15 protein-coding genes and 1 pseudogene are annotated in these 16,224 nt (G+C 48.4%); 9 read left to right on the forward strand and 7 right to left on the reverse strand.

Going from position 1 to position 16,224, the window contains the following annotated elements:
* The first annotated feature begins 11 nt into the window (after nt 1-11).
* The 6 genes from metC to EV102420_RS08945 all read left to right on the forward strand — a co-directional run bounded on the left by metC (nt 12) and on the right by EV102420_RS08945 (nt 5,073).
* A complete protein-coding gene (gene metC, locus EV102420_RS08920; protein WP_077776510.1) occupies nt 12-1,217 on the forward strand; it encodes a cystathionine beta-lyase in 1,206 nt (401 codons plus the stop codon).
* 78 nt (nt 1,218-1,295) lie between these two features.
* Nucleotides 1,296-2,216, forward strand: coding sequence for a LysR family transcriptional regulator (locus EV102420_RS08925; RefSeq protein WP_042391078.1), 921 nt, complete (start codon nt 1,296-1,298; stop codon nt 2,214-2,216).
* Nucleotides 2,217-2,288: 72 nt separating this feature from the next.
* Nucleotides 2,289-2,675 carry a RidA family protein gene (locus EV102420_RS08930; protein WP_042391080.1) on the forward strand — a complete coding sequence of 129 codons (387 nt, stop codon included), beginning with the start codon at nt 2,289-2,291 and terminating at the stop codon, nt 2,673-2,675.
* Between the two features lie 17 nt (nt 2,676-2,692).
* Nucleotides 2,693-2,980: a DUF2913 family protein gene (locus tag EV102420_RS08935; protein ID WP_042391082.1), complete on the forward strand. Its 288-nt coding sequence runs from the start codon at nt 2,693-2,695 to the stop codon at nt 2,978-2,980.
* Nucleotides 2,977-3,849 carry an archaetidylserine decarboxylase gene (gene asd, locus EV102420_RS08940; RefSeq protein WP_255211668.1) on the forward strand — a complete coding sequence of 291 codons (873 nt, stop codon included), beginning with the start codon at nt 2,977-2,979 and terminating at the stop codon, nt 3,847-3,849. The genes EV102420_RS08935 and asd overlap by 4 nt, the downstream gene beginning before the upstream one ends.
* Nucleotides 3,850-3,885: 36 nt before the next feature.
* On the forward strand, nt 3,886-5,073 hold the full coding sequence (locus EV102420_RS08945) for an MFS transporter (protein ID WP_042391085.1): 1,188 nt from the start codon (nt 3,886-3,888) through the stop codon (nt 5,071-5,073).
* A 29-nt stretch (nt 5,074-5,102) separates the two neighbouring features.
* Here EV102420_RS08945 and EV102420_RS08950 read toward each other — a convergent pair whose 3' ends face one another.
* The 4 genes from EV102420_RS08950 to EV102420_RS08965 all read right to left on the reverse strand — a co-directional run bounded on the left by EV102420_RS08950 (nt 5,103) and on the right by EV102420_RS08965 (nt 11,327).
* Nucleotides 5,103-6,647 (reverse strand): GMC family oxidoreductase, encoded by a 1,545-nt coding sequence (locus EV102420_RS08950; RefSeq protein ID WP_042391087.1) that lies wholly within the window; start codon nt 6,645-6,647, stop codon nt 5,103-5,105.
* A gap of 122 nt (nt 6,648-6,769) precedes the next feature.
* Nucleotides 6,770-8,320 carry a GMC oxidoreductase gene (locus EV102420_RS08955; protein ID WP_042391089.1) on the reverse strand — a complete coding sequence of 517 codons (1,551 nt, stop codon included), beginning with the start codon at nt 8,318-8,320 and terminating at the stop codon, nt 6,770-6,772.
* 392 nt (nt 8,321-8,712) lie between these two features.
* Nucleotides 8,713-10,020 carry an MFS transporter gene (locus EV102420_RS08960; RefSeq protein WP_042391091.1) on the reverse strand — a complete coding sequence of 436 codons (1,308 nt, stop codon included), beginning with the start codon at nt 10,018-10,020 and terminating at the stop codon, nt 8,713-8,715.
* Nucleotides 10,021-10,127: 107 nt separating this feature from the next.
* Nucleotides 10,128-11,327 carry a M20 aminoacylase family protein gene (locus EV102420_RS08965; RefSeq protein WP_042391093.1) on the reverse strand — a complete coding sequence of 400 codons (1,200 nt, stop codon included), beginning with the start codon at nt 11,325-11,327 and terminating at the stop codon, nt 10,128-10,130.
* 235 nt (nt 11,328-11,562) lie between these two features.
* On the opposite strand from EV102420_RS08965, the gene EV102420_RS08970 reads away from it, so the two are divergent.
* Complete coding sequence (locus EV102420_RS08970) at nt 11,563-12,438, forward strand: LysR family transcriptional regulator (protein ID WP_042391094.1); 876 nt, start codon at nt 11,563-11,565, stop codon at nt 12,436-12,438.
* A 121-nt stretch (nt 12,439-12,559) separates the two neighbouring features.
* On the opposite strand, the gene EV102420_RS08975 is transcribed toward EV102420_RS08970, so the two are convergent.
* Together EV102420_RS08975 and EV102420_RS08980 are read right to left on the reverse strand one after the other, a co-directional pair.
* Nucleotides 12,560-13,183, reverse strand: coding sequence for an NUDIX hydrolase (locus tag EV102420_RS08975; protein ID WP_042391095.1), 624 nt, complete (start codon nt 13,181-13,183; stop codon nt 12,560-12,562).
* 30 nt (nt 13,184-13,213) lie between these two features.
* Nucleotides 13,214-13,813 (reverse strand): hypothetical protein, encoded by a 600-nt coding sequence (locus EV102420_RS08980; protein ID WP_042391097.1) that lies wholly within the window; start codon nt 13,811-13,813, stop codon nt 13,214-13,216.
* Between the two features lie 336 nt (nt 13,814-14,149).
* On the opposite strand from EV102420_RS08980, the pseudogene EV102420_RS08985 reads away from it, so the two are divergent.
* Together EV102420_RS08985 and EV102420_RS08990 are read left to right on the forward strand one after the other, a co-directional pair.
* A pseudogene (locus tag EV102420_RS08985) lies at nt 14,150-14,728 on the forward strand (transposase family protein); the annotation flags it as partial.
* 251 nt (nt 14,729-14,979) lie between these two features.
* Nucleotides 14,980-15,324 carry a cupin domain-containing protein gene (locus EV102420_RS08990; protein ID WP_042391099.1) on the forward strand — a complete coding sequence of 115 codons (345 nt, stop codon included), beginning with the start codon at nt 14,980-14,982 and terminating at the stop codon, nt 15,322-15,324.
* 155 nt (nt 15,325-15,479) lie between these two features.
* On the opposite strand, the gene EV102420_RS08995 is transcribed toward EV102420_RS08990, so the two are convergent.
* On the reverse strand, nt 15,480-16,208 hold the full coding sequence (locus tag EV102420_RS08995; protein ID WP_255211669.1) for an aspartate/glutamate racemase family protein: 729 nt from the start codon (nt 16,206-16,208) through the stop codon (nt 15,480-15,482).
* Between the last annotated feature and the right edge of the window lie 16 nt (nt 16,209-16,224).

Consider the following 16,224-nt stretch of genomic DNA (forward strand, 5'->3'; position numbering starts at 1 on the left):
GAAGTTTAATAATGTCCAATCATAGTTTTGATAACCAGGTGTCCCCGGAAACCTATCTTTGTCACGGCCCATTCGATCCTGACGTCTTCGGGGGCGTGGTTAACCCGCCGGTGTACCATGCCTCTACGGTCATTTTCAAAAACTGCAAAGAGCTCAGCGAGCGTCACCAGGCGCTGTTTGAGGATGCGGAAGACGAGGTGATGTACTACGGCCGCTTTGGCACCCCCATCACCTTTGCCGTGCAAAAGGCTCTGGCGGAGCTGGAGGGCGGCTATCGTTCGTTGCTGGTTCCTACGGGTCTGGCCGCCTGCACCAGCGCATTATTGGCTCTGGCAAAAAGCGGCGATCATATTTTGGTCAGCAGCAGCGTGTACGGTCCGACGCGTGGGTTCGTGAATAATGTTCTGGCGAATATGGGCGTATCAGCCACCTTCTTTGATCCCACTATTGGCGATGGTATCGGCGATCTGTTCCAGGAAAACACGACCGTGGTGTTTACGGAATCACCAGGCTCACAAACGTTTGATATGCAGGATATCCCGGCAATCACGCGCATTGCGCATGCGCGCAATGCGAAGGTGATTGTTGATAATACCTGGGCGACACCGCTGTTTTACAAACCTTTCGATCATGGCGTAGATGTCTCCGTTCATGCCGCTACCAAGTATATCGTCGGCCACTCTGATGCGCAGATGGGGTTGATCACCGCCAATAAAGAGACCTGGCTGGCAATCCGTCGCTTTGTCTATCTTTTTGGCCTGCATGCCGCGCCAGACGACGTTTACCTGGCACAACGCGGTTTGCGCACTATGTCTCTACGGCTGGAGCGTCATCAGGCTTCTGCGCTTAAAATTGCAAAATGGTTTGAAGAACGTGAAGAGGTTGAGCAGGTGCTGCATCCGGCATTGCCTTCCTGCCCGGGTCATGAAATCTGGAAACGTGACTTCACCGGATCAAGCGGTCTGTTTAGCGTAGTGCTTAAACCGCACTATTCAAAAGAGTCTGTCGAGAAGTTTATCGATAGCCTGGAATACTTCGGCATCGGTTTCTCCTGGGGTGGTTTTGAAAGCTTGGCCATCCCGTTTAACCCGCGCAAGGATCGCCCCGAATACCACTGGCCGTATGAGGGACAATCCTTCCGTCTGCAGATTGGCTTAGAAGACCCGATTGATTTAGTAAAAGACTTAGATCAGGCGCTTCGTCATCTGCAGGCATAAGGCCCTGCGGCGCGCCAGCCATGCTGGCGCTTGTTATACTCACGCGATGACGAAACGTTCTGATTGACGGATGCAGTAATGGATATTCCGATTGACCTTAAGCACTTACATACACTTCTTACATTGCGTAAAACAGGTAACCTTACGCGTGCGGCAGTAGCCCTTCAGCTAACGCAGTCTGCGTTATCGCACCAGATCAAGCAGCTGGAGGATCATTACGGTGTTACGCTATTTGTGCGCAAGACATCGCCTATACAGTTTACCCAAGCCGGGGAGCGACTGTTACAGCTAGCCGAAACGGTGGTAAGTGCAATGGAGGAAGCCGATCGAGACCTCTATAAGTTTGCCAGCGGTAAACAGGGAGAGCTAAGGATTACGCTTGAGTGTCATACCTGCTATGGCTGGTTGTTACCAGTGATGGATGAATTCCGTAAAAAATGGGCTGAGGTTGAAATCGATATCCTGCCAGGCTTCCAGCCGGATCCAGTGGGCCTGCTACTGCAAAATAGAGCGGATGTGGCCATTGTAGATGAAACAGAGCAGACAGACATGGTCAGCTACAGTCCGTTGTTCAAATATGAAATGGTGGCCATCTTACCCAATGGGCATCCTTTAGCGCAAAAGCCGTGGCTAGAGGCGGAGGATTTTCGCGGAGAATCGCTTATTACCTATGCCGTACCGGAAGATCGCATCGATCTGTGTCGCAAAGTGCTAAAACCTGCCGGCATTCGGGTACAACGAAAAACCACTGAACTGACTATGGCGATAGTTCAACAGGTTGCCAGCCAGCGTGGTATTGCGGCATTACCGATCTGGGCGGTGTCGGAATATCTGGATAAAAAGTATGTTACAGCCAGGTCGATCACCAAAGATAAGTTAATGTCTGAAATTTGGCTGGCATCGCTAACTGAAAATATGGATAAAGACTTTGTGTGCGACTTTATTCATTTTATCAAACAACGCTGCATGCGCCTGTTACCTGACATCCAAATTACGTAGTTTTATATTTTAGAAACAAGGGGTTTATTCATTTAGACCCCAAGGCACTCTATTTTCCTACAGGAGAGAAAAATGAAGAAAATTATTAATACAGAGTCTGCGCCAGCGGCTATTGGACCTTATTCTCAGGGCGTCGCTTTCGGTGATTTAGTCATAACTTCCGGCCAACTGCCGCTTGACCCAGCTACAATGGCCTTCCCGGACGGTGGCATAAAACAGCAGACGCGCCAGTCGCTGCTGAACGTCAAAGCCGTTCTGGAACAGTCGGGCGCTTCGCTGGAAACCGTGCTAAAAACCACCTGCTTTCTGGCAAAAATGGAAGATTTCGCTGCCTTTAATGAAGTCTATACCGAGTTTTTTGGTTCAACAGGAGCGCCAGCCCGATCGTGCATTCAGGCAGGGAAATTGCCCAAAGATGCCTTAGTTGAAATCGAAGCTATTGCGTACATTAAAAAGTAACAACAGAGGAGGCGGGAGTGGATATTCAACGCATTAAACGTGTGCATCATTTCTACTACTGCCTCCTTATTGCAGTAAAAATGTATCGTCGGGAACGGCGCGGGCTGAATAAAATCGAAGAGAATACGTTTATTTACTGCTGGCTACAAAAGGCTATAAAAAATGCTGTCTTCGAACACGCTTTGCAAAACGAGATCGAGTGGTTGATAACGCAACTGCGCGGCCACGGAATAAGGTTAGACATAAATTCAATGGTTGAAAATATCTTTGTTAAATTAGACCACCTCCTGAGTGAGCTAGAATGATTACCTTGGGTAACCGATTATTTGTGCTGCTGCAGTACCTGGTACCGCAGCATCTCTTATCCCGGCTGACGGGATATGTTGCGCGCTGTCGTGTTCGTTGGTTCAAGAACCGGCTAATAAACGCATTCATAGCCCGCTACGGCGTGGATATGCGGGCAGCACGTGGGGAAACGGCAGAAGATTATGAAAATTTTAACGCCTTTTTTACCCGCCGGCTTAAAGCACACCTTCGTTCGGTAGCAACCCACCCGCAGGATGTTGCTAGCCCGGCGGACGGTACTCTCGGACAATTTAGCACTCTGGAGAGCGAAACGCTTGTGCAGGCGAAAGGGCACAAATATAGCCTGTATGAGCTTCTCGGTGGGGATGTAGAACGCGCTTTACCCTTTATTAATGGCGAATATGCGACGATCTATTTAGCACCCCGGGATTATCACCGTGTGCATATGCCGCTATCCGGAACCTTGCGGGAGATGGTCTATATTCCCGGTAAGCTGTTTTCGGTAAATAGTGTGACAACCGGCACCGTGCCACGTCTGTTTGCGCGTAACGAACGCGTTGTTTGCCGGTTTGATACCGAACAGGGGCCGCTGGCTATCGTCCTGGTAGGGGCGATGATTGTGTCATCCATTCATACCGTCTGGCATGGGCCTGTATGCCCTCATGCACGCCAGATCCAGACTTTTACTTATGAGGAGACGGACGCTGCGGCAATACAGTTAAAGAAGGGGGATGAACTGGGCCATTTTAGGCTGGGCTCGACGGTCATTATCCTCTTTGCGCCAAATCAGATGCAGTGGAATGAAGCCATAAACTCAGGGACGACAGTAAGATTTGGTGAGGCGATAGGAAGAACTTTTCAGCTTTAAGTTTTACCCACAAAACGAATCAGGATATCGCTTCACATGACCATAGAACATGCGCTTTCCGTATCTGAGCAAAACAATAATATTATCCGCCTTGCGGCCGCTCAGGCACTGGCTGGAGCAAACTCAGTTGTTTTTTATGCTACCGGGGCTATTGTCGGTAATACCATCGCCCCCAGCGCGGCGCTGTCGACGCTTCCTGTCACTCTGTTTGTACTGGGTATGGCGGCGTCGATCCTGCCATTAGGTGCATTGGCAAGACATCGGGGACGCAAGGCCGCATTTATGACGGGCACGGGGGCAGGGGTGATCACCGGGCTGGCCGCTGCTCTTGCGATGGTTATCGGTTCTTTTTTGCTTTTTTGTATTGCCGCCTTTATAGGTGGCGCTTATGCGGCAGTTGCGCTCAGCTTCCGTTTTGCGGCGACGGATGGCGTCTCGCCAGAACGACGTGCCCGGGCGCTGTCGTTGGTGATGGGCGGCGGCGTTATCGCTGGCGTCATTGGGCCTGGGCTGGTGACGGGCACAATGGATCTCTGGCCACCCCATACGTTTGTCATTACCTTTATGGCTCAGGGGCTGGTGGCGGCCGTCTCAGCCGTGATCCTGATGGGCCTAAAACCGGTAGAGGCCGTTACTGTCTCTTCTTCAGGGGGCCGACCGCTTAGTGAAATCATTCGCCAACCGGGTTTCGCCAGAACCGTATTCAGCGGGGCGGTGACCTATATGGTGATGAATTTCCTGATGACCGCTGCACCGCTTTCTATGCATATGCACGGGATTTCGCAGGAGGCCTCAAACCTCGGCATCCAGTGGCATGTGATTGCCATGTACGGCCCGGGATTTTTTACCGGTAAGCTCATCAGCCGGTATGGTGCGCTGCACGTTGCGGCGGTAGGGTTGCTGATTACCGCTGGCTCTGTGGTAGCCGGTCTGGGGGGAACAGAAATCCATCACTACTGGCTGTCGCTGATATTACTCGGCGTAGGCTGGAATTTCGGCTTTATCGGCGCCTCGGCCAGGATCATTGATTTCCACCGGCCAGAGGAAAAAACCCAGGTGCAATCGCTGAACGATTTTGTGGTGTTTGGCGTGATGATTGTTGGCTCGTTCTCGTCAGGAGTGCTACTCAATCTTTACGGCTGGAACGCAGTATTATGGGGCTCACTGGTTCCGGTAAGCCTGGCATTTCTGGCAATAATAGTGGGGGAGCGCGATAAACGGTAACAAGCCCGCATAGGCGGGCTTGATGACTGCTATGCTACTGCCTGCTGTTCTTTTACGGTAGTAGCATCACTTTCTTCAAGTTTTTTTATCAACCTGTCTGCGACATTGGCCGACCAGGCGGCAATGGTCAGACTAGGTGCGCCGCCCGGAGAGGCAGGAAGAGCGGATGAGTCGGCAACGTATAACCCGGGATGATCGAATACCTCACCATCAGCGCCCACCACGCCATCCGCATCTGACGTCCCCAAACAGGCTCCTCCCATAGGATGAACGGTAACCGGATCCCGTGGCGCATAGATTTTTGTCCTGGTGCGAGCCTTGATGTTGTTCAGCTCATCATCAATGTCTGCATAAATACTGTTCTCTTGTTTGCTATAGCTAATTTTAAACTTACCTCCCTTGGTAGTGACGGAGCCATTGCTGTCGTCGCCGCCAAAGGCAATGATGACCGACTGCTTACGTAACCAACGCTTAAGAAACGACGGCACGGGGACATCGTCCAGGCCCTGAATACTGGCGCGAAGGACAATCACGCGTTCGTTAGTGGAGTCCTTCAGGCGGAAAGGGGAAGCGATAGGCATACCTTTCGACAGATCGGTAGCGCTGTTCTCTTTCCAGACGCCGAAGAAATCACCGTTACCACTAAATTTCAGACCGAGCCGGGGCATACCGGTGAGCCCCCCTTCAATGTCGCGACTGCGCAGTAACAGTCGCAGGGTATTTAGGGCCCCGGCAGCCAAAATAAGATGTTCTGCCTGTACGCTTTCTACCTTTCCACTACGATGATTGCGATAGCGCACTTCGTAGCGCATGGCGCTGTCGTTTTGCGATTCAAGCTTATGGATCGAGAGGGCTTCACACATCTCTTGTACAACCAGTCCCTGTTTTACCGCCGGCCAGATAAAGGTAAAGTCGAGGGTGGTTTTTGCCCCCGAAGGCGAACCCAGGAAGCTGTTGTTTTTCATATCGCATTCCCAGCGTTCAATGCCGTTACTATCCGTTATTTTGACCGGGACGCCAGGCTGTTTGGGGACCAGCATACCGATTGCCGGATCGCCGAGAGGAGTGAGTAAGCCATTATAATTCGCCTCTTCAATGCGGTTGGGGGCCTTATCGGCAGCAGTAAGCGGGCGGGCATTAAAAGCCTTGATTATTTCATCATAGTAGCGCTCCATTTTCCCCTGGCTTATTTCCGGGTGATGGTTATCCCAGTAGTCTGCAGCCAGCGGCCTGTCCAGAAAACCAGCATAAACATGGCTGCCACCTCCCACGCCCGACGAACAGATAATGTTGATGCCTTTGCCCGCATAAGCTTCGATAAAACCTTTATTATTTAAGGTCAATGTCTTTTTAAACCGATGCGAGCCTACCGTTCTCAGACCATGCGTAAAGACTTTACTTCCCTGGGGAAGTGAGACGAGATTTTTAAGACCGATTGAGCGGTTTGGCACCGTATCGCGCCAGGGGCCACGTTCCAGCATCAAGACATCTCGACCTGCAGCGGCCAGGCGTTGTGCGGCAATCGCGCCGCCAAAACCACTACCAATAATCAGCACTTCAACTTGCTTTGTCATTGACCAACCTTGTAGGCAATCCCGCCGGGACACTGTCAAACAGAAATCCGGATGGGAGATGGGAAGGGCGAAGCGACTGGCTTAACTCAGCGCTCCGTTCGGAATATGCGTGCTGCGCTGTATTACCGCGCTTGCGAAGCCGGATCGTTCTGCTGCAAAGGCTCTTGCCTAAGGGTATCGAGCAGCCTGTCGGCAACGTTGGCGGCCCAGACGGCAATGGTCAGGCTGGGCGGCCTGCCGGGCGACTCTGGTAGCGCCGCTGCATCGGCGATATACAGGCCTGGATTGTCAAATATCTCACCATTGGCACCAATTACGCCGTCCAGATTAGAGGTTCCCAGGCAGGCACCGCCCAAAGGCTGAACGGTGATAGGTGCAGAAGGGGAATAGATTTTGGTGCCCGTCCTGGTTTTGATCTCTCTGACTTCGTGATCTATCTCCTGATAAACCTGGCTGTCCGCCTTGTTATAAATCACGTTAAACCTGCCGCGTTTTAACGTCATCACGCCGTTGTTGTTATCTTTGCCCAGTGCAACGATAAAGGCGTTTCTGCGGAACCATCTTTTGATAAATGTGGGACATGGGATGTCATCCAGACCCTGGATAGCGGCGCGCAACACCTGGACGGATTTGCTGGTGGAGTTTGCCACCCGGAACGGGCCGCACAGGGGAAGACCAGCTGAGAGATCGCGAGTGCTATTCTCTTTCCAGAAACCAAAATAGCCACCATTGGTACCAAATCCTTTACCCAGGCGCGGCATGCCTTGAAGGCCAGCGCTGGCGTTACGGCTGTGCATTAGCAAGCGGATCGTATTCAGGCAGCCAGCGGCTAAAATTACATGCCGGGCACGCACGCGTTCATTCCTGTTTTTATGATGATCGCGATAGTGGATTTCATAGCGCATACCGTCAGCGTCGCTTGTTTGTAGCCTGTGAATGGCAGTCACTTCGCACATATCACGAACGACAAGGCCGCTGCGTATCGCAGGCCAGACAACCGAAAAGTCGAGTGTCGTTTTGGCGCCGGTGGGGGAGCCAAGAATGCTGTTATTCCTATATTCACACTCCCAGCGCTCTACGCCATTGGTATCAACGACTTTGGCAGCCGTGCCGGGATTTGCAGGAAGCAAGATCCCGATAAAAGGGTTAGCCAGACCTTGCGTAGACAATGTGCCTTCGTAACCGGTCTGGCTAATATTATTCGGCACGCGATCGTCATCGTTAACAGGTCTGGCCTTCAGAAGTGACAGAATTTCGGCATAATAGCCATCCATTGCGGTTTTTGATAACAGCGGATGGCGATTGGCCCAATAATCGGGATCGGACGGTTTTGCCAGCATGGCGGCATAGGCGTGACTGCCGCCACCGACGCTGGATGAGCAGATAATATTAATGCCTATACCGTGGAAAGCTTCGATAAAGCCTTTTTTGTTGAGCAAGACAAATTTCTTCAGCCGATGCGAACCGAACGATCTTAACCCATGCGTGAAGACTTTTTTCCCCTGCGGCAGAGACGCAAGGTTATCAATGCCCACTGAGCGATTGGGCACCGTATCGCGCCACGGACCTCTTTCCAGCATCAACACTTCCCGCCCGGCATCGGCAAGACGTTTCGCTGCAATGGCACCGCCAAAACCACTTCCTATGACAACTGTTTCTGCCTGGTTTTTCATTAAAACACCTGTACTCTTATAGGGTAACCATTCCTACATCAATAATGTGAATTCGGAGATAAAGATAAGTCATTCAGTTATTGTGGATATTATCGTTAATTTTTTGGGCGTATATTGTTACTGAATCATTGTCTGGATAAAATAAAACGGCGACAAGGTAGATAATGTATCTGGTCTAAAAAGATTATCTTTCCATTCGGTAAGCTGCCGGAATTAAAACGCTTTTTTGTGAATAGGGAATTTTGTTGAAAAAAAATCACAACACCTATGCATTGGGTTCAAATTGGACTAATGCTGACCACAGAGCAAGGTTGTATAAAAAAATGGCAACATAACAATGCCGCCATTGTAAAAGATAATAATGTTAAAGTAGTGATTGTGATGAGAAAAAATTACAGCCGCTTCATAGCAAAAACCAATGAAAATAGGGCGCCAACCATAACAATTCCTATTAGCAAGTACATTACAACATAAAAATCATTGCTTACACTTAATATGAATCCTATTAACACAGGAGATAAAGCACCAAAACCTACAGCCATGCCATTTAATGCTCCTGCGGCAGAAGATATCGCTTCAGTGGGAACCATACCTTGCAATAGAGTAAATATGCAAGGCAACTGCATTGATGATGCGCCTATGCCAAATGAGATTACAATGGCAGCCATGTAATTATTAGTAATATTTACTCCTGCTAAGATCCCTGTAGCACATAACAGCGCTGAGATAAGCATTATCAACCCTTTCTTTCCGGTGCGATCGACGACGATCCCGGAAACAATCTTGAATAATAAACCGAATATGAATGGTAACGACGACATCCATCCAACGCTTGCCCAGGAAAAGCCACGTTCAGTATTGAGATATGTCGGTAGCCAGGTAACAATTCCCCATGATAACATAGAGTTAGTGGAAAAAATCATTAACAGCATCCAAAAGCTAGCATTACACAAATAGATTTTAGAACGGGTAATGATTGATGGCTTTTCAAAAGTATCGCTTTTAAAGATATGCCCAGGCACACTTTCTTCTATAATCTCAAGCTCAGAGTTATTGATATATTTATTTTCCCGCGGCGTGTTTGATGTGAAGAAATATATCAACATAAGTGGAACAAGGCTTAACACAAACGAGAAGTAAAATGTGTGCCGCCAGGAGTACTCAGCAATAATCCAGGTAAAAACCGGCATCGCTATTGCTGGGGAGAGAGACTGGCCTAAAATCCACGCCGTATTGGCTCTTCCTCTTTCTTTGGGTGGAAACCAGTTCTTGATAAAAGTGTTCTGCATCGGATAGTAAAGTCCTTCCCCGATACCTAATAATATACGCGTGCCGAGTAAAAACCCAAAGATACCTGATAGCCCACCCAAAAGGAGAGATAAGCTTATAACGACATAGGCTATAAGCATAGCTTTTCGGGGGCCGATGAGATCGCCTACTGGGCTAAGGACGACATTAGAAATACCATAGGCAATCAAAAAGGAAGTCATTAACAAACCAATATATATCGGCTTGCCGGCTAGATTCATTTCTTGTAAAAATTGAGCATTCGCAGCAATGATAGAGATATTAACGCGATCTAAGTAGATGATAGAAAGGCTAACAAAAAGTATAGCCAGAACATACAGTCGTTGCCTGGTTGGTTTTTGCGCAACCTCGGAGATAGGTACCGTTTGAGAAATGTTATTATCGCTGTTCATCTTACATTCCTTATCGCCCAGGCTGGGCGGTAAAAAAACAGTTTATATACCGATGAGTAGAAAATAAATTTTCCATTTCAATGATCATCGGCCGACACGACAGCTAATTATTTGTTCGCCTCGGTAAGAAACCATTGCCGAGCGAGTTTTTCCCAAAAATAGGCACCTAAGCTAAGGTTTTTATCGTTAAAATCATAGGCCGTACTATGAAGAGCTTCGCCTGAAACTTCATCCTTGCCATTACCAATCCACCCATATGCACCAGGAACTTCCTGAAGCATAAACCCAAAGTCTTCAGCGGTCATAGCAGGACGGACATGGGTATTGGCGTTCGTTTCACCAACCATTTCTTGCATAACGGCCGCCATAAACTTCCCTTCTTTAGAGTGGTTTGTAGTGTTCGGGTAGCCACCATCCTTTATAATGACCTCGGCTTGGGCACAATGTGCTTCAGCGATATAGTGCGATATCCGTTTCACCCCGTCTAAAATTAATGATTGGGATTCATTAGTCAAAGTCCGACAGGTACCAGACATTCTGGCTTCCGCAGGAATGATATTTGGTGAGCTTCCTGCTTCAATTTTACCAATTGTCAGCACTGCTGCATCCAGTGGATCAACACGACGTGAAACTAAACTCTGCAACTGTGTAACGATAGAGCACGCTACCGGAACCGGATCGATAGTCGAATGAGGAAGAGCCGCATGACCACCTTTACCGCGAACAATAACCTCAAATGTAACCCCTGATGCCATTATTGGACCGATTTTTGTGCCCATCTGTCCTTGAGGAAGATCTGGCCAGTTATGTAAGGCAAAAACTGCCTGGCAAGGATATGTTTTGAAAAGGCCCTCATTCATCATGACACGCGCACCGGCGCCACCTTCTTCCCCTGGCTGAAAAATAAGATGAACAGTACCATCGAAGTTACGATTAGCAGACAGAAGCTCTGCAGCACCGAGCAGCATTGCCGTATGCCCATCATGCCCACAAGCATGCATACATCCTTTATACTTACTCGCATACTCGAAATCATTGGCTTCTTCCATTGGAAGAGCATCTATATCAGCTCTAATGCCTAGTGCGGGGCCTGGGTTATCAGCGCTACGGTTTTGACCATATATACTGCCAACAATACCTGTAGTTGCCAGCCCGCGCTTGAAAGGGATATTTAAAAGAGTAAGAAATTCCGCGATTTTTTCTGACGTGCGGTGTTCATTGAATTTCAACTCAGGATGCATATGTAAATCATGTCTAAATTCTGTGAGCCTTTTCACATTTAAATCTATTTCTTTCTTATTCTGCATAAAGTAAGTCTCGTTGTTGGATAGAGGTTAGAGTTAATCTTTTGTTTGGTGTAAAGGAATTTATTAATTTTTATTGATTCAATTCACATAAATTCTCATGGCTAAGGGTCGATTGCTTATGGGCAAAATGAAAACAGCCACATTGCTTGAACCTACTCAACAGGAATGATAGATATAGGGGGGTATGCCGTAAAATACCTTTTAAACATCTCACTCATGCCATTGAGGTATAGCTATGGAATTGCGCCAGCTTCGTTACTTCACAGCCGTGGCTAAACTTGGCAGTATTAGTCAAGCAGCGCAGGCGCTTCACATTGCTCAACCGGCATTGACTCGTCAGATCAAAAAGTTAGAGGAAGATGTAGGCGTATTGCTGTTAGAGCGGACGGGAAGGGGAGTGAACCTTACTGATGCTGGCACTCAATTTTTAGCCGATGTGGAAAAATTACTTGATGATGCAACCACAGCCAGGGAACGTGCCATACGAGCCTCAAGAGGAGAGTGCGGTAATTTATCTCTCGCTCTTCCCGTCATACAAAATGCAGCCCCATCAATTACATCATTATTAAAACGATTCAAACAAAAAGCGCCTCATGTTGGTATAACTCTTCACCATCTTATTTCAGAAGTGCAGCTTGCCATGATTGCAGAAGGGCAACTAGATGCAGGCTTTTTATTATTTAGGCCTCAGAATGACCCACGATTTGAGGGTGTACCCATTTTCAAAGAAAGAATGTTATTAGCCTATCCAGCCGAGTGGAGCTGGTCAAATAATAAAAAACCTGAATACTTGAGAGACCTGCAAGATCTGGACTTTATATGGATAACGCGCACTGCTGCTCCGGTATGGCATGATAGGCTTATTCATTGTTTTTTTGATGCGGGCTTTACACCACGCTCAGTTATGCAGGGAGTGGATGCGGTATCGATGTTAACATTGGTTTCTGCCGGAATGGGATGCACTATTGTTGCTGAAGGAACCCGATATCTTGCTCCACCTAACGTACTGTTTTCGACTTTATACGATTTGAATCTTGAACAGGAGTGGGAATTAGTTTGGTGCAAAAACCGCTGTTCTGAAGTGTTAAAAAGCTTAATAAAGATGATCTGAAATTATGCAAGATGCGAAAAATTTGACGGATAGCGTTAACAGTACATCTGATAGAAGACGATGGAACGGATTAGCCGCCAGTGGATACAGGCGGCGATGCGCGGAGTGCCGTAAGCACTAATTAGTCAAACCACGTTGGGCGATCTGACGTGGCGATATCCATGCTTACTTTTATCTGTTCAGGAACGATCCTGGTTAGCGACAGATCCGGCAGCTCGTTAATGTCGAAAAAGCCAATATCGGTGGATTCGTGGCTTAATGCCAGGCTTCCACCGATCTCTTCGCACAGGAAGATAAGCTTGTAAACGTGCCAAGGGTAGGGTGGATGGCCATGAAGATTGCGATCCCACACGCCCAGCAGTTTTGTCACTTTTACGCTGAGCCCGGTTTCTTCTTTAACTTCCCGGCTCACGGCTATAGATGGCGTATCGCCAACGTCCGCCCAACCGCCGGGTAAACTCCATAGCCCATCGTCAGCCTCGCGAACCATCAGAACTTTACCTTCGCGGAGGATAAAAGCACGAACGTCCGTTTTGGGGGTCGCATAACCGATTTCAGAGACGTGATTCCATGTCTTAGCGTCAATGTCAAAGCGGGAACCGATCAGCTCAACGGCCATTTGTTGAAGAGCCTCATAGCGCTCACGATCGAAAACATCCCTGGCGTAGGTAAGTCCGGTTTGGGCAATGGCATTGAGCTTTTTCGCAAGATCGGTGATATCAACAACCTTTAAATCGTCTGGCATCGAGTTTTCCTCTGGTTTGTCGTTATGGTTCTAGCGCGAATTATGCATAGTGCGTGCCTGGCTGATTAGCTGGCGCCATGCGCGATTATGTAGGGTAAACAGCAGCATCTTATAGAAGGCAGTGGAACGGATACAGCCACCACTGAGCAGCAGCATAACGACACTCACCAGCGCCGCTGTCAGGTTGACACCTGGCCAACTGGTACCGCTCAGCGTGCCGGCCAGCGCAAAAAGCAGGTAGGCTGCTGTCAATAGCAGGCTTAAAAGCGCCAACGTAAGATGTACCCGCAGGGCGCGCATACTGCCTTTGCCAATCATAAACATCGTCAAGCCATTGATGCCAGCAAACAGCAAAGCGATCGCCACTACCCACACGAACACTCTCTCAGCAGGCTGGTTTAGTGCGGCGAGTACGCCGTAACCCAACCACAGCTGCGGAATAGCAAAACTGACAATCACTCCGAGGGTGCTAATCGCCGCTGGAATGCCCATGGTATGCAGTCCCACCGGCTTACCCATCTGTTCGGCCAAGTGTGTTTTCAGCTGTTGCAGCTGCGCACTGCTAGCGTTGTTAATGCTGACCGCCGCGTCGTTACAATATTGCCAGCGACGGGATAATGCTTTAACCATTTTAATATCCTGCGCTTAGTTAGGGGAGAATGACTGTAACGTCAACGTCTGGGCATCAAGTGACTGGTCGTTATAATTCATCCGGCTAAAAACAAAGAATGGAAATGATAGTCGTGTTGTGTATGCGAAGGGAAGGGTAAGAATGCTGATTCTTATGTGTTAGCGGCTATGGTAGGACTGCGGATGATACTTCATATGCAATTTAACATAATATACATTATGCGCACTAAGGTTGTAGGAGCTCAATGCTAATCTCTATTTGTGGCTCACATTAGGAATGTCCGGGTTATAGTTCCAAAGCTGCTTGACTAGACAACGACTCACTTTTCCTGATGGTTTGGTCGTGCAATGCACGAACTGAATATCCAGACTATCTACGCCAATACCAGTTCAGCTAAAGGCCGCGTTGAACGCGCCCATCTGACGCTTCAGGATCGCCTGGTAAAGGAGCTCAGGCTCAGGGGAATTTCTTTAGTGGACGCCGCCAATGATTATGCCGATGAGTTGATGGCCGATTACAACCGACGCTTTGCAAAAGCCCCCCGGCATGACTTCGATGTTCACCGGCCACTTGAAACTGATGATGATCTGGCCGCATTTTTCACATGGCGGGAGCCGCGCCGTGTTTCAAAATCCCTGACGGTACAGTATGACAAAGTGCTTTATCTTATTGAAGATAATGACTTAAGCCGCAGGGCTATCGGGAAATATATCGAGGCCTGGCATTATCCGGATGGTCGTAAAGAACTCCGCATTAATGGCGCTGTCCTTCCCTACTCCACCTATGATCGTCTTCAGGAAATTGACCAGGGGGCCATCGTGGACAACAAGCGCCTCGGGCGCACACTCGAATTTATCAAGCTGGTTCAGGACAAACGCGATAATAACCGTTCACAGGCGCTGCCTGCCGGAAATGACTTGAATACTACGATAAACAGCAATGCTGTGGTAACTAACGTCCGCTTTGAGCGAGGAGCGGACGTCATTCTTGTTTCGAGCTTTTTAGGTAATTTTAACGGCTTCTGCTTGCCTCGCTCATCTCTTGACAAGGTATCTCAACCAGTGCGGTCAACTCTAAATATGGTGGTAGTGCTTCCTGGCTTTATCGCGTTAATCTGCCTGTATCTAAAGGACCACAAACAAAAACTCTTACCAGGAGAAAAACGATGATTTCAAAAGACAATGCTGAGCATTATATCTGGGGTGATGATTGCGATGGCTGGTATCTAGTGAACCGGCAAGATATGCTCATCATTCACGAAAAAATGCCTCCAGGCACTCAAGAAAAGCGACACTTTCACTCCATTTCCAGACAGATTTTTTATGTTCTTGAGGGGAACCTGACGATGGAACTCGAAGGCGTTAAACATGAAATCAAAGCCCGGCAGGGACTTGAAATCCCCCCGTATGCAAAACATCAGGCCAGAAACGACAGCCAGTTACCCGTAGAATTTATTGTCATCTCTCATCCGACAACTCGGGGCGATCGTTCTGATCTCTCTCCATGTTAATAACGGATCTCCGACAACAGATTTGACTGCATTAATCACAGAAAGCAATTGGTTTCGTATTTTGACGTCAGCCACGATCGCTTCTGGCACAAAGCAGACATGCGTAAGAGACAATGTCCGCTTTGAGCGAAAAGCGGACGTCAGGCTGGCAGATGTTACTGTTGTCGCTTTTCACTGCCGTCGACGAGTCTCCTGAAGTTTTTAATGGTCGCTCTGGAAAGGCTGGCTGCCGTATCAACGATGACAAAGCTAAAAGGATTTTCAGTTATCAGTGGGCTGAGATCTGTACAAGCGACAAGAACAGCCTCCACCTTATGGCTTTCCACTACCGACATTAAATTTCTCCACATTGATTGCACATCGGGGTCACGAAAGCCCTTTATTTTAACAAGCTCAATGAGTGATGTAGTCATTTCACGTAGCACCCGGGAATCAATAACTTCTTTGCCAGAAGCCTCTATCCGCGCCTGGTAAAACCTGGATTTCAGAGTGGGCTCTGTGGCTAATACAGCTACTTTAGTTGCAACAATTGGCAGAGATTCAAGTGCGCTATCTGCGATATGCAGCAGTGGGACCCCTGCGCTTACCTCTTCCATTTCGGGAAAGTAACAGTGTGCTAGATTACAGGGAATGACGATTAGACTAACTTCTGCTCTGACGAGTTCCTCAATCCCCTGTTTCAGAGCAGCGATCATTGCACTATCGTCAATTTCCTTACCAGGCCAGAAGGGTGTTGGTAGCGAGATAATATGCATTTTCGGAAAATCCATATCGTATTTCGCGCCATAACCCACCTGGCATTCTGTCACAAGCATATCAATGAACGGGGCCGTTGATCGAGGCCCCATACCTGCCAGCACTCCTAAAGAAATTGTCATTTTCATTGGCTCCTCTTAAGAT

Origin of the sequence: Pseudescherichia vulneris NBRC 102420, assembly GCF_000759795.1 — a bacterium.
GTDB classification, from domain to species: domain Bacteria; phylum Pseudomonadota; class Gammaproteobacteria; order Enterobacterales; family Enterobacteriaceae; genus Pseudescherichia; species Pseudescherichia vulneris.